13 protein-coding genes, 1 pseudogene and 1 riboswitch are annotated in these 13,389 nt (G+C 34.6%); of the genes and pseudogenes, 12 read left to right on the top strand and 2 right to left on the bottom strand.

All coding sequences use genetic code 11. The annotated features are described in order from the left end of the window. The first annotated feature begins 5 nt into the window (after window positions 1–5). The 9 genes and pseudogenes from ccsB to LC087_RS06485 all read left to right on the top strand — a co-directional run bounded on the left by ccsB (window position 6) and on the right by LC087_RS06485 (window position 7,249). Window positions 6–1,182: pseudogene (gene ccsB / locus LC087_RS06525) on the top strand (c-type cytochrome biogenesis protein CcsB). A 70-nt stretch (window positions 1,183–1,252) separates the two neighbouring features. After that, a complete protein-coding gene (locus tag LC087_RS06520; protein ID WP_226538593.1) occupies window positions 1,253–1,969 on the top strand; it encodes a response regulator transcription factor in 717 nt (238 codons plus the stop codon). Beyond that, window positions 1,966–3,714 carry an ATP-binding protein gene (locus LC087_RS06515; protein WP_226538592.1) on the top strand — a complete coding sequence of 583 codons (1,749 nt, stop codon included), beginning with the start codon at window positions 1,966–1,968 and terminating at the stop codon, window positions 3,712–3,714. The genes LC087_RS06520 and LC087_RS06515 overlap by 4 nt, the downstream gene beginning before the upstream one ends. A 21-nt stretch (window positions 3,715–3,735) precedes the next feature. Further along, entirely contained in the window at window positions 3,736–4,314 is a 579-nt protein-coding gene (locus LC087_RS06510; protein ID WP_226538591.1) for a cob(I)yrinic acid a,c-diamide adenosyltransferase, read from the top strand. 112 nt (window positions 4,315–4,426) lie between these two features. Then, the gene (gene sigX, locus LC087_RS06505) at window positions 4,427–4,978 is read left to right on the top strand and encodes an RNA polymerase sigma factor SigX (protein ID WP_226538590.1); all 552 of its coding nucleotides are present in this window, start codon (window positions 4,427–4,429) and stop codon (window positions 4,976–4,978) included. Beyond that, window positions 4,956–5,195, top strand: a complete 240-nt coding sequence (locus tag LC087_RS06500) for a hypothetical protein (protein ID WP_306020391.1) — start codon at window positions 4,956–4,958, stop codon at window positions 5,193–5,195. Before sigX ends, LC087_RS06500 begins: the two co-directional genes overlap by 23 nt. Next, window positions 5,131–5,517, top strand: coding sequence for a hypothetical protein (locus LC087_RS06495; protein WP_306020389.1), 387 nt, complete (start codon window positions 5,131–5,133; stop codon window positions 5,515–5,517). Before LC087_RS06500 ends, LC087_RS06495 begins: the two co-directional genes overlap by 65 nt. Before the next feature lie 4 nt (window positions 5,518–5,521). Further along, the gene (locus LC087_RS06490) at window positions 5,522–6,052 is read left to right on the top strand and encodes a hypothetical protein (RefSeq protein ID WP_306020387.1); all 531 of its coding nucleotides are present in this window, start codon (window positions 5,522–5,524) and stop codon (window positions 6,050–6,052) included. Window positions 6,053–6,475: 423 nt separating this feature from the next. Next, window positions 6,476–7,249 carry a peptidoglycan DD-metalloendopeptidase family protein gene (locus tag LC087_RS06485; RefSeq protein ID WP_226538588.1) on the top strand — a complete coding sequence of 258 codons (774 nt, stop codon included), beginning with the start codon at window positions 6,476–6,478 and terminating at the stop codon, window positions 7,247–7,249. 43 nt (window positions 7,250–7,292) lie between these two features. On the opposite strand, the gene serA is transcribed toward LC087_RS06485, so the two are convergent. Next, entirely contained in the window at window positions 7,293–8,867 is a 1,575-nt protein-coding gene (serA, locus tag LC087_RS06480) for a phosphoglycerate dehydrogenase (protein WP_226538587.1), read from the bottom strand. 243 nt (window positions 8,868–9,110) lie between these two features. Next, a riboswitch (FMN riboswitch) is annotated at window positions 9,111–9,240 on the top strand. Window positions 9,241–9,427: 187 nt separating this feature from the next. Between serA and LC087_RS06475 the strand changes: the two genes are divergently transcribed. Further along, window positions 9,428–9,976, top strand: a complete 549-nt coding sequence (locus tag LC087_RS06475) for an ECF transporter S component (RefSeq protein ID WP_226538586.1) — start codon at window positions 9,428–9,430, stop codon at window positions 9,974–9,976. Window positions 9,977–10,231: 255 nt separating this feature from the next. On the opposite strand, the gene LC087_RS06470 is transcribed toward LC087_RS06475, so the two are convergent. Continuing rightward, window positions 10,232–10,480: a ferredoxin gene (locus LC087_RS06470; protein ID WP_226538585.1), complete on the bottom strand. Its 249-nt coding sequence runs from the start codon at window positions 10,478–10,480 to the stop codon at window positions 10,232–10,234. A gap of 314 nt (window positions 10,481–10,794) precedes the next feature. On the opposite strand from LC087_RS06470, the gene LC087_RS06465 reads away from it, so the two are divergent. Continuing rightward, the gene (locus tag LC087_RS06465; RefSeq protein ID WP_226538584.1) at window positions 10,795–11,904 is read left to right on the top strand and encodes a YpbB family protein; all 1,110 of its coding nucleotides are present in this window, start codon (window positions 10,795–10,797) and stop codon (window positions 11,902–11,904) included. Then, window positions 11,901–13,388: a RecQ family ATP-dependent DNA helicase gene (locus LC087_RS06460; RefSeq protein WP_226538583.1), complete on the top strand. Its 1,488-nt coding sequence runs from the start codon at window positions 11,901–11,903 to the stop codon at window positions 13,386–13,388. Before LC087_RS06465 ends, LC087_RS06460 begins: the two co-directional genes overlap by 4 nt. Window position 13,389 lies beyond the last annotated feature (1 nt).

Here is a 13,389-nt window from a genome sequence, read left to right as displayed (position 1 = left end):
GATAAATGATTGAATTGAGTAGTACTTTATTATATATTGCCTTTATTTCATATTTACTTGCCACCTTTTTATTCAGTGGAGAAATAAAAGTCAAGAAAGAAGAAAAACAGTCTATTGGTAAATGGGGGAAAATCGGGATAACGGTTACTATTTTAGGTTTTCTATCTCATCTAGGGTATTTTATTTTAAGGTGGACGGTAGCAGGACATGCTCCTGTTAGTAATTTATTTGAATTTACAACTTCCTTTGGAATGATGCTTGTTTTGGCATTTATCATTATCTTCTTTATATATAAAACACCTGTATTAGGAGTCTTTTCCTTACCAGTAGCGTTATTATTAATTGCCTATGCAAGTGTTTTTCCGAGTGATGTATCTCCACTGATTCCTGCTTTGCAAAGCGACTGGCTTCATATACATGTAACTACTGCAGCACTAGGACAAGCGATTTTATCTATAAATGCAGTTGCAGGAGTCATTTATTTAGTTCGAGTTATTGACCAAACGAAGGCGTCTAAAAAAACGTTTTGGTTAGAAATGATTATGTATACGGTTGTTTGTACGATTGCATTTGTGTTAATTTTTACGGCCTTTAGAACAGTGGAATATGAAGCCGTTTATAGCTGGATTGATAAAAAAAGGTCAAGAAGATGAAATGGTGTATAGCATTCCTTCATTGGTTGCACCAAATCAAGGTGAATTATTAACAGAAGGCAAGTTAGAGTCGTCTATTGAAATGCCTGCAATCATTTCGGCTAGAAAATTAAATACCGTTATTTGGTCAATGTCAGTAGGATTGATTTTATACGGCTTATTAAGACTCATTTTAAGAAAAAGACTTGCGGCATCATTAAAACCATTGGTCAAAAATGTAAATATTGATTTAGTTGATGAGATTGGTTATCGCTCTGTTGCTATAGGCTTCCCGATCTTTACACTAGGCGCATTAATCTTTGCAATGATCTGGGCGCAAATTGCATGGACGAGGTTCTGGGGTTGGGACCCTAAAGAAGTGTGGGCGCTAATTACCTTCTTGTTTTATGCAGCCTACTTACATTTAAGGCTATCAAGAGGATGGCATGGTGAAAGATCTGCTTGGCTAGGTGTGATAGGCTTTGCTATAATTATGTTTAACTTAATCTTTGTCAACTTAGTTATTGCTGGCTTGCATAGCTATGCATAGTCATGAACCTTCACGTATGTTTGTGAAGGTTCTTTTCCGATAGAAACGAATGGGGAAGAGAGGAATGGACATGGAACAAAACAGAACAATTTTAGTCGTTGATGATGAAGAACGTATTCGTCGTTTACTAAAAATGTATTTAGAGCGAGAAGGATATCAAATAGAAGAAGCTGAAAATGGAGATGAGGCGTTAGAATTTGCTTTATCAAGAGATTTTGATCTTATCCTTTTAGATATTATGATGCCTGGAATTGATGGAGTAGAAGTTTGTAAAAAGCTTAGAGAAAAAAAGGCGACACCTATTATTATGTTAACAGCTAAAGGAGAAGAAGCGAACCGAGTACAAGGATTTGAAGTAGGGGTCGATGATTATATTGTCAAGCCATTTAGTCCTAGAGAGGTCGTATTAAGAGTTAAAGCAATCTTACGACGTTCCTCACCTACCACTTATTTAAAAACAGACACAACGGCAAAAAATGTGATCGCTTTCCCGTATTTGACCATTGACCATGATGCACATAGAGTGACAGCGAATGGAGAAGAAGTAAACCTAACTCCGAAAGAATATGAATTACTCTATTATTTAGCAAAAACTCCAGATAAAGTATATGACCGTGAAAAACTGTTAAAAGAAGTGTGGCATTATGATTTTTTTGGCGATTTACGAACAGTAGATACACATGTAAAGCGACTAAGAGAGAAGTTAAATAAAGTATCGAGTGAGGCCGCAGCAATGATCGTCACAGTTTGGGGAGTCGGCTATAAATTTGAGGTAAGTAATGAATGAAATTTTGGAAAAGTGTTGTCGTTAAACTATGGGGAACAATTCTAATATTGGTTAGTTTTGTATTGCTCGTTTTAACTTTTTTGTTACTCCAATTTATGGAGAATTATCATATGCAAGAAGTAAAGGATGATTTATCAAAGCTAGCAAATAAAGTTGCATTTATAATGGAAAGTCATGAAAATGAAAAACTTGCAAAAGATATAGTTTTTGAATTAACAGATAGTCTTACCCATATTATTGTCGTCTCAGAAGATGAAGTGTTTTCTTCTGGACAAAAAAATTCAACAGAGATCGCAGAAGAAATTGTCCAAGACGAAAAATTAGCTTCGGTTATTTCAAGTAAAAAAGAAGTAATTGAAGTACGTGAACCTCAAGAACTACAGTCTTCAGGCTCACAAGACCACTCTCTCTTAATTGTCGGAATTCCTTATGAAGATGGAGCTGTTTATGTTGCCCAATCATTAATGGCGATTTATGACACGTCTAAGAAAACAACAACGTATATTTTACTTGCAGCAGGAATTGCGATCGTTTTAACGACTGTGTTCGCTTTTTTCTTATCAACAAGAATCACCTATCCGCTTCGAAAAATGAAAGAGGCGGCACACGAACTCGCTAATGGTAAGTTTGATACGAAGGTTCCTATTTTGACTCATGATGAAATTGGTGGCTTAGCCATTGCTTTTAACCGAATGGGTAAACAGTTAAAGTATCATCTAAATGCGATTGAACAACAAAAAGAACATTTATCCAATATTTTAAGCAGTATGGCTGATGGCGTGATCACATTAAAGGTAGATGGTAGCTTCTTAGTCACAAATCCACCAGCAGAAAGGTTCTTTCAAGCTTGGTATTACGAAAATGGAATGCAAGAAAATGAAGAATTACCCATCGAATTAAAGGAACTTTTTCAAAGAGTTGTTAATACAGAAAAAGAGCAGATCATTGAAATGAAGGTGCAAGGTCGAAGTTGGGTGATTGTGATGAGTCCGTTATACAATCAGTCCTACATAAGAGGAGCCGTTGCGATTTTACGTGACATGACGGAAGAACGAAGATTGGATAAATTACGAAAAGATTTTATTGCCAATGTTTCTCATGAACTAAGAACGCCTATCTCTATGCTTCAAGGTTATAGTGAAGCCATTGTCGATAATATTGCTAGTTCGGAAGAAGAGAAGCAAGAAATTGCAAGAGTGATATATGATGAGTCATTAAGAATGGGTAGGCTTGTTAACGACTTGTTAGATCTTGCTCGTATGGAAGCGGGTCACATTACCCTTCGCATGGAAGACGTCAATGTTGAACAATTTATTGAGAAGGTTGAAAGGAAATTCCAAGGTATTGCAAAACAAAAACAAATCCATCTTTTTTCAAGCATAGATATAGAAAGCAACCATTACGAATTCGATCCAGATCGATTAGAACAAGTATTAACAAACTTAATTGACAACGCATTTCGACATACTTCTGATGGTGGAGAGATTAAGATCAATGTAAAGTCTCATCAAGGTGGTTTAAAGTTTGATATTAGTGATACTGGGGTAGGAATAAAAGAAGAGGATTTGCCATTTGTCTTTGAACGTTTTTACAAGGCTGATAAAGCAAGGACAAGAGGGCGTTCTGGAACTGGCCTTGGTCTAGCGATTGTCAAGAATATTGTCGAGGCTCATGAAGGGACCATTTCAGTTCATAGTAAAGAAAAGGAAGGGACAACCTTTAGTTTCTTTATTCCTAATCATTAATTTGTCAGAGGAGTGGGTCCAATGAAAATATATACACGTTCAGGTGATGAAGGAAAAACGAGTCTTATAGGGGCAAGAGTGGATAAAGATGATTTACGAGTTGAGGCTTATGGAACGATTGATGAAGTGAATTGCTTGATTGGTCAAGCGATGGCAGAGTTACCTAAAGAGCAATTTAGTCGTATTTATAATGAGTTACAAAAAATTCAACATGAACTATTTGACTGCGGAAGTGATTTGGCGGTAGTTTATGAAAAAAATAAGCATCCTTTTAAAACAACTCAGGCAATGATTGATGATTTAGAAAAGAGAATTGATGATTATGTTGATGAGGCTCCAGCTTTAGAAAAGTTTATTTTACCTGGTGGGTCTAAGAGTGCTACCTTGATTCATAGTGCCCGTGCGGTAACGAGAAGGGCGGAAAGGCAAATTGTTTCTTTAAAGAGAGAGCATCAAATCCATAATCTTGTTTTAATGTATATCAACCGGTTATCGGACTATTTATTTGCATTGGCAAGGGTAATTAATTACAGGCTTCAAGTAAACGATGTAGAATATGAACGAAGTGCGATCGTTTTTAAAACAGATAAAAGCTCTTAATGGTCCTGTTACAGGGCCTGTTTTTTTGTAAGTAAGCAATAGTTGTTTTTGACAACAAATATGTAACTTTTTTATACATGTAACGACTAATAAAAGAATGGAGGGTGAATTGATGGAAGAGGCCTTTCAGGAGCTGTATGATCAATACCATAAAGAAATCTATCAATTTTTAATGTATATGGTAAAAAAACCAGATGTAGTTGATGACCTAGTTCAAGAGGTTTATATAAAGGTGTTAAAAAGCTATGAAAAGTTTGAGGGAAGAAGCAGCCAAAAAACATGGTTATTTTCCATCGCTAGAAATGTTGCTATGGATTATTTTCGACAACAAAAGACGTGGAAACAACGTTTGATGAATAAATTAGACATTGATGCATTATCTATATCCGATTCGAAACCACTACCAGAAGAAATCGTGGTTCAGAGTGAATCTGTTAAGCTAATATATGAAGCGCTAGACTGCTGTAATGAAAATCAGCGAGCAGTTGTGATACTAAGATATATTCAGCAATTATCAATTGTTGAAACAGCACAAGTATTGAAATGGTCACAAAGTAAAGTAAAAACAACCCAACATCGAGCACTAAAAAAGCTAAAGGATCAAATGTCTGAATTAGCCATTGAAAAGGAGGGAAAAATAAATGAAAAAATCACATTGGAATGATAAAGAAATAGAATCTTTATTAAAACAATTACCTCCATTGAAGGATAATCAGTCAAAAGAAAAGTTATTCGAAAAAATTTCTGAAAGAAATCAAGAAAAAGCTCACTTAAAAAAAGAGTTTTCTTCCGGGCATTGCTGTAGTTGCAGTAGGAATGATTGTTCTTTTACTATCTATTCCTTTATTCGATTCTCCCCAAAATCAACAAAATATAGCTGAAGACAAATCGTCAGAGAGTAGCAATATAGAAATGTATAGTATAGATGAACAAGAGCAAGGAACGATTATGCAAGAGTCGAACGATGAAATGAAGCTTGATAAAGCAAATATAGTAGATAGTGAAGTTGTTTCTTATGTTGCTCAAGACCGAAAAGATACAGTGACCTTAGCGTTCCCTTATAACCAAAATAATGACTTCATTCCTATTTCCTTCAGAAATATTAGAGGGGATACTTTATTAGAAAAGTATAACAATGTTTTTAATGAATATGGGAGTTTAGATAATGTAAACTTAAGTGGAGATTTTTTTTCAATATATTGATGTAATGAAAGCTGATCAGGAAATTGTATTGAAAGTTTCCCAAGACGCGCCGGATTCAGATAATATAATAAAGTTTATAGAAGAGTCATTCAGGTGGCATAATAAACAATTAAAAATCGTCATGAATGAAAAGAGTGTTGACTTATTGCCTGAAATGAATCAACAGAGAGCTTATTTAAAATTATCAGTAGAAAGAGATTTTTTAGTTCCTTCTAATAAAAAGTTTAAAAACATATCAGAGGCGTTCAACTTCATGAAGGAAGGTAATCAATTTTTGTTACCATCCATTGATCCTTCTTTAGACCTTGATATAGAGACGAGTGAAGGTGGCCGAACCCTTATTGTTTTTGTAAACAATGGTGAAAAAGTGAATAGCTCACAGGAAGCTATATTTATGATAGAGGCGATATTAATGACAGCAAAAGAATTTAATTACGAGCAAGTTCATTTTAAAGGGATAAATGAAAAGCAAATAGGTAAATGGAATTTAGATCAACCCATTAATGTTCCTTTTTCACCTAACCCTATTAATTAAAAAGAAATGACTAAAATGGAGAACGAAGGGCTGTCTGAAAAGTAACTTTTTTAGACAAAACCTTGATAAAAGTAAACCCCAAAAATGTTGTTATAACGACATTTTTGGGGTTTCAATTTGTCCTCATTTACTATGAAAATGGACCTTCTGAACAGCCCCTTTTTACGTTTATTTTTAAGAGGTTATGCCCCAATTTCAAAAAAAGAAAAATTTTTTTCGAAAATCATGCATGGTATACCATATATTGCAATATACTAGTTTTTGTTCTATTAATAGACAAGTGATCATACAATATCTCAAAATCATTCTATTGGACGATGGTAACAGATCAACTAGAGGACCTATTTTATATTGCGTATCTGAGAGAGACACAGCCCCCTTACTATTCAGCAACCTATTATTATAAATATATGGAGGGTTATTATGATTGACTACTTAAAAAGAATAGGCATTGTCATTGTTATGGCGTTGTGTATTAGCATCCTTTTTTTAACTGGAATAGTCGTTAATGCGGAAGAAAATATAAATCAATACATAAAAGAAGAGTGGGTTATACCGATTGAAGGGGATATTACGGATCATTTTGGATCTAGAGGAGGACATCATAAAGGGATTGATATTTCTACTGAAAAAGATGCCAAAGTAATGACCGTTGAAAATGGGACGGTGTCGAGATCTTATTACTCTTCTTCATATGGAAATGTGGTTTTTATTAATCATGGTGGACAATATGAAACCGTATACGCTCATTTGAGTAAAAGGTCTGTTAGTGAAGGAGAAAAAGTAAGCAAAGGTCAAGTGATTGGGATCGTGGGTAGTACGGGCAATTCAACGGGTATTCACCTTCACTTCGAAATACATAACAAAGAGTGGACAATGGATAAACAAAACGCAATTGATCCACTGTTTGTATTTGAGCAAAATAATCATAGAGATGATGATCAAGTGGTTCAAGCTTCAAAAATGGAGGAAACAGAACGTCAGTTTGTCGTTAAAGTTGAAAAAGGAGACACTTTATGGGCCATTTCAAGAAAGTATCAAGTAACTGTAGATGAATTAATGGAATGGAATTCGCTAAAGTCTGATTTGATCTATCCTAAACAGGAGTTGCAAATAAACGGGGAAGTAGTAGAAAGGACTTTGGAGGATCGTAAAAAGGATTCAGAAGATTTAAGAGCGAACAAACAGAAAAACTGAAAAATGGCGTCTATCGTTAGGTGATGGACGCCAAAAAACTTTCTCAAACAAATATTTCTATAATTGAAAGGATATCCTGTAATTCTTTTAATTCATTAATGACAGCTACATCGACTTGTTTGTCAAAGGTAAGCATCATGATGGCCTCTCCACCTGCTTTTTTCCGTCCTACTTGCATAGTGGCAATATTAACATCATAATTACCTAAAATGTTACCAACATGCCCAATCACGCCTGGTTTGTCTAAATGCTGAACATAGAGGATCGGTCCGTTTGGATAAAAGTCGATATTGAAGTCATTCACTTTAACAATTCTTTCTCCGAAATTTGGAATAGAGGTGGCTTTAACGGTGAAATAATGTTGTTCACCTTTTACTTCAACGGTTAAACAGTTTTCATATCCAGAAAGGTTGGATTGCTTCTTCTCGCTATAGCTTATTCCTCTTTCAGTGGCGACAATTCCAGCGTTGACTTCGTTTACCGTAAAGTCAATTCGTTCATTTAAAAAACTAGCCAATAAACTTTTCGTAATAAAAGGTGTTTCAAGTTCTGTAACTGAACCTTCATAGCTAATGGAAATCTCTTGAACGGGTTCTTGCATGCATTGAGAAATGAACGAACCAATTTTTTTTGCCAAATGATAGTAAGGTTTAATCGCACGATAAACCTCTTTCGATAAAGTAGGTAAATTAATCGATGATGTAACAGGATGTCCCTTTAAGAATGCTAATACTTCCTCAGCAACTTGTGAGGCTACATTTAACTGAGCCTCTTTTGTAGATGCTCCTAAATGAGGGGTTGTAATAACTTTATTGTGCGCTATCAGTTTGTGGTTTACAGGTGGTTCTACTTCAAATACATCTAATGCGACACCCCCAATGTGACCATTCTCTAAAAACTCAATTAACATACCCTCATCAATAATTCCACCTCTAGCACAATTAATGAAGTAAACGCCTTGTTTTGTTAGTTGCACTGTCTTGTTATTAATTAAATGTTTGGTTTCCTTTGTTAAAGGAGTATGAACGGTTATAATGTCTGATTGTTCCAGCAACTCATGTAAAGAAGCGTATTGAACACCAAACTTTTCAGCTTTTGATTTGTTTAAAAAAGGATCAAAAACGATGACTTCCATACCGAATGCTTTCGCTCTTTTTGAAATTTCACCGCCTATGCGACCAAATCCGATAATGCCTAATCTCTTTTGATAAAGTTCAGCTCCTACAAAGGAAGAACGTTTCCATTCACCTTGCTTGACAGATTGTGAAGCTTGTGGGATATGGCGCATAAGTGAGGCCATCATCGCAAAAGTGTGCTCTGCAGTTGAGATGGTGTTACCGTTAGGGGCATTAATAACGACAACTCCGTATTTAGTGGCAGCATCTATATCAATATTATCAACACCAACACCAGCTCTAGCGATAATTTTTAGCTTTTTCATTTTTTTAATCAATAGTTCAGAAACGTGTGTAGCACTTCTTACTAAAATCGCATCAAATTCATGCAATTCTTGTTTTACTTCATCGACTTTTTTGATCGTTAAGGAGACTAAAGGAGATTCAAGAAGAGGTTGCAAGCCTTCTTCACTTATTGGATCAGCAACGAGAACACGGAACATGGTTTTTCCTCCTATTTATTAGTTCGAGTGAATTTGAAACATTATAACTATATCAAAATATCAGATAATTTATCATAGTAAAGTACATTTGTCAATAAAAATAGGAATAATAAAATCTTTATTTACAAAATTAATAATTAATCTTAATATTAACCGAAAAGACAAAAGTTAATTCAAATACAAAAAGATTCACAAATGACTAATATTCTAGTATACTTATTATGAAAATATTATATAGGTTAGATCTATCTTCGGGGCAGGGTGAAATTCCCTACCGGCGGTGATGAAACTTGTTTCTAAGCCCGCGAGCCGCAAGGCAGGATTCGGTGAGATTCCGAAGCCGACAGTATAGTCTGGATGGGAGAAGATGGAGGTTCTCGTTTGAAAAAGATAGTATCAAACGTTTATTTAGTCTGCATATAAATCAGACGCACCTCTTCCTTCTTTAATGCCTCTTTGAGGCTTCTTGGAGTTTTGAGGTGCGTTTTAGTTTGTAAAAGCAGATTAAAGGACCATTCCTTCTTTTCAAGATGGATCTTCTTGAAAAAGGAGAGGTAAAAATGAAAGTGAAAAAATTAGTCACAGTTTCAATGTTAGGAAGTTTGTCGTTTTTATTGATGATGTTGGATTTTCCTTTTCCAGGATTTCCTCCGTTTTTGAAAATTGATTTTAGTGATATACCTGCCGTAATTGCAGCTATTATGTTTGGGCCTATTAGCGGCATTTTAGTGGAGTTTTTAAAAAATGGATTTCATTATTTATTTACTTCTAGTCAAACGGGAGTTCCGATAGGACAGTTTGCAAACTTCTTAGCAGGATCGATGTTTGTCATTCCAGTAGCCCTTATGTTTAAAAAATTAAACTCAACCAAAGGGTTAGTGGTAGGGATTGGTCTCGGAACACTTATTATGACAATTGGAATGGCAATTGCCAACTATTTCGTGATTTTTCCGCTTTATGCTTTCTTTATGAATATTCCAGAAATGCCAATAGAGAAAATTGTAAAGATCATCATGCCTTTTAATATGCTCAAAGGATTAATTGTTGGGATGGTCTTTTTAATGGTTTATAAACGGTTAAGTAAATGGATTACAACTCAAGTTGTATAAGTTTTTTTGAGATAGATGGCAGTTGATTAAAATAAATGAAAAACCTCTAGTCATTTAATCTAGAGGTTTTTTGACTTTTTACAGATAGAGGATAAATGAAGTTTTTACAACCCATTACTTTTATTGAGTTTCAAGAAGAATTACAACGTATATATTGAGTAAAAAAACCTCGTTTAATGATATCGGTTTTACTTTTAATAAATAAAAAAGCATGTGTACTTTTCATAGCACATGCTTATCCTTTATATTCAGATCCTATTCGAATTTTAAAGCGTCCCCGTCAAACGATTCATCAGCTACTTTGATAGAATCTGTTGGACAACCTTCAAAAGCATCAATCATGTCTTCCTCTAATATTTCAGGAACTTCAACCGTTCCTTGGTTATCATCAAGTGTTACGAAAGCAATGCCCTCGTCATCATAATCATAAATGTCTGGAGCTGCTGCTCCGCAAGCACCACAAGCGATGCAAGTATCTTTATCAACAATTGTATATTTAGCCATCTTTCTACCTCCTGTAATATTATAAATAACTATAGACAACTTCCTTTAGAAGTGTTTTCTTTTGCTGGATTTTCATTCTCTATATTTTATGGGACTATGTTTATTTTAAAGGGGAAATTAAAACATTTCAACAGAAAACTCATTGAGAATGCTTATCATACAAGGGTTTTGCTATTTTCATAGAGTTCAGCAATGGTTTTTTTGGAAAGAAAAAATTTCTATAGATAAAGCTCAATAAAGCATGATCATCCACCTTTTAGTATATTTTTATGATAAAATGATCACATTGGTACTCTAAAATACGAGGTGGGATTGTGGTCCTCTCTTCAAAAGAATTATCGGTTAACGAGAAAAGCGAAATCCTTTCGTTTTCTTATTTACATGTTTGTATCCTATATTGCTTAAATCATCTGGACGGTCAAAGAACGGTTTCGGCAGTCCTTCATATACTAAATGGGAAAAAATCTTCGCAAACCATTCAAGACAGCTATTTATTTAAATTAACGAATCTTTTTGGTGTATTTATGCAATTAACAAAATACTCTTTTATTGAAGTGATTATCTATTTAGAGGAGCAAAAGGTGATCGATCGACAAACGGAGAATAGTTATATACTAACAACAGAAGGCAAGATATTATTAGGTCGTTTATTGATTGGACGACCTATGCCAAATGCCTTAGAGGGGTTAAAATATCAAAATATTGATCGGAGGTTTTGGAATAGATTAGCACTATATATACAATCTGTTTCCCATATTGCTTATCAACAGTCCTTTCAACCTGTTATGAAAGATCGGCAACAACAAACCAAGGTGAAAAATTTTTTACTCTCAATGCCTTTATCAAAACAAGAGATTATTAACCAGTCTCATAAACAGTTACACGAACTGTTATCCTCTCTTACTGATGAGGAAGCGTTATTAATTACATTCCGTTTATCTGTTTATAATCGAGCAGGATTAACAAACTTGCAGTTAGGAGATTTCTTTCATAAAGATAAAGAATATATTGATGTTTGGTTTTGGGCGACTATTCATAAAATGATCGAATCGCTCTCTAATAATCAAGCTGTATATCCCTTACTTTATAGGCTTATGGAAGATTTTCTTGACTATGAAACATTAACTCAATCAACTAGGAAAACATTGTTTTTCTATGAAAAAGGATACACAATTGAGCAGATTTCCACTATAAGAAAACTGAAGACTGGAACCATCGAAGATCATTTTGTTGAGCTTGCTTTTCATCTAAACGACTTTGAAGTTGAGCCTCTTTTAAGTGAAAAAGATTATAACATCATTAATAATTATTTGAAGGGAAAAAAAGTGCAAAAATTATCAGTCATTAAAGAAGATTTACATAACCAATTCAGTTTTTTTCAAATTCGATTAGCTCTTGCTAAATTGCGGAGGGCCGGAAATTGAATCGTCTATTTGCAACCTTAAAAGAAAAGTTTGGCTATCTATCTTTTAGGCCAGGTCAAAAAGAGATTATATCTTCCATTTTATCACAAAGAGATGTCATTGCGTTGCTTCCTACAGGAGGGGGGAAGTCTTTATGTTACCAATTGCCAGGGTATATACTTCCAGGAACTGTGGTGATTATTTCTCCTTTAATTTCATTGATGGAGGATCAAGTGAACCAACTCAATGAACAGGGAGAAAAACGAGCAATTTCGATTAACAGTATGCTTACGTTTAAGGAAAAAGAATCGGTGGTTGTTAATTTGGAGAAATATCGATTTGTATACTTATCTCCAGAAATTATTCAATCACCAAAAATAAGACAGGCGTTAAAGGAGATTAACGTATCTTTATTTGTTGTAGATGAGGCACACTGTATTTCGCAATGGGGTCATGATTTTAGACCTAATTACTCGTTACTAGGCTCCATTCGAAAGGAAATAGGAAATCCTCCTTGTTTAGCTGTAACAGCAACGGCTACTTTAGAAATATTACAAGATATTTCGAATCATTTACATTTTCAAGATCCGGAATATGTCATTCAGTCGGTGAATCGCCCAAATATTAGTTTTGTAGTTGAAAAGGTTTTATCAGCAAATGAAAAACTAGTAAAAATCTATGACCTTTTATCCGAAATAGAAGGTCCAGGTATAATTTATTGTTCGAGTCGATCGTGGACAGAAAAAATAGCCGAATTCTTAAAAGACAAAGGCTTCAAATCTGTTGCTTTTTATCATGCGGGCATATCAAATGAAGATAGAAGTTTAATTCAACATCAGTTTATCAATAATCAACTTAAGTGCATTGTAGCAACGAATGCTTTTGGTATGGGAATTAATAAGCCCAATATTCGGTTTGTCATCCATTTTCATTTTCCTGGTCAAATCGAAAGTTATATGCAAGAGATTGGAAGGGCGGGCAGAGATGGAGAACTTAGTATAGCCTATACATTCATAATGGAAACGGATGTATATTTACCGAAGTCATTGATTGAACAAGACTTTCCTTCTGTTGAAATGATTGATCCGATTATAAGGCAACTATACAATGAAAAAACGAATAAAATTAAGATTGATTTAACTGAAAATGAGTGGTCGCAACTAGGTTTATCAGAGGTACAATGGCGGTTTATCCACCATTATGTTCGTCAGCTTTCCTCTGTTTATGACTGCACGACGCTAATCGAAAAGATCAAAGACATTATCGAACAACGCAAGCAATTAAAGAAAAGGAAATTGAAGAAAATGCTTGAATATTTGTACCTCTCTTCATGCAGAAGGACTTTTCTATTGGACTATTTTGGTGAACAGATAAAGGAAAAACCAGAGCAATGTTGTGACCGGTGTGGAATTAAGGTAGAAACATACTATGCTGTAAATAAAGAAGAACAGTCTCAGGATCTAAAATGGGAAGAAGAATTGCGAAGAATATTTAAAATAGAGTAGG

The sequence above is a fragment of the Bacillus carboniphilus genome (assembly GCF_020524035.2).
GTDB lineage: Bacteria > Bacillota > Bacilli > Bacillales > JAIVKR01 > Bacillus_CC.
This window is presented reverse-complemented; position numbering and strand designations above follow the sequence as displayed.

Excerpts from the sequence above, each read along its gene's own strand:
- LC087_RS06510 (WP_226538591.1), top strand. The coding sequence starts at position 3,736 with ATGAAAATATATACACGTTCAGGTGATGAAGGAAAAACGAGTCTTATA.
- sigX (WP_226538590.1), top strand. The coding sequence starts at position 4,427 with ATGGAAGAGGCCTTTCAGGAGCTGTATGATCAATACCATAAAGAAATC.
- LC087_RS06520 (WP_226538593.1), top strand. The coding sequence starts at position 1,253 with ATGGAACAAAACAGAACAATTTTAGTCGTTGATGATGAAGAACGTATT.
- LC087_RS06490 (WP_306020387.1), top strand. The coding sequence starts at position 5,522 with ATGAAAGCTGATCAGGAAATTGTATTGAAAGTTTCCCAAGACGCGCCG.
- LC087_RS06500 (WP_306020391.1), top strand. The coding sequence starts at position 4,956 with ATGAAAAAATCACATTGGAATGATAAAGAAATAGAATCTTTATTAAAA.
- serA (WP_226538587.1), bottom strand. The coding sequence starts at position 8,867 with ATGTTCCGTGTTCTCGTTGCTGATCCAATAAGTGAAGAAGGCTTGCAA.
- LC087_RS06515 (WP_226538592.1), top strand. The coding sequence starts at position 1,966 with ATGAAATTTTGGAAAAGTGTTGTCGTTAAACTATGGGGAACAATTCTA.
- LC087_RS06485 (WP_226538588.1), top strand. The coding sequence starts at position 6,476 with ATGATTGACTACTTAAAAAGAATAGGCATTGTCATTGTTATGGCGTTG.
- LC087_RS06475 (WP_226538586.1), top strand. The coding sequence starts at position 9,428 with ATGAAAGTGAAAAAATTAGTCACAGTTTCAATGTTAGGAAGTTTGTCG.
- LC087_RS06470 (WP_226538585.1), bottom strand. The coding sequence starts at position 10,480 with ATGGCTAAATATACAATTGTTGATAAAGATACTTGCATCGCTTGTGGT.
- LC087_RS06495 (WP_306020389.1), top strand. The coding sequence starts at position 5,131 with ATGATTGTTCTTTTACTATCTATTCCTTTATTCGATTCTCCCCAAAAT.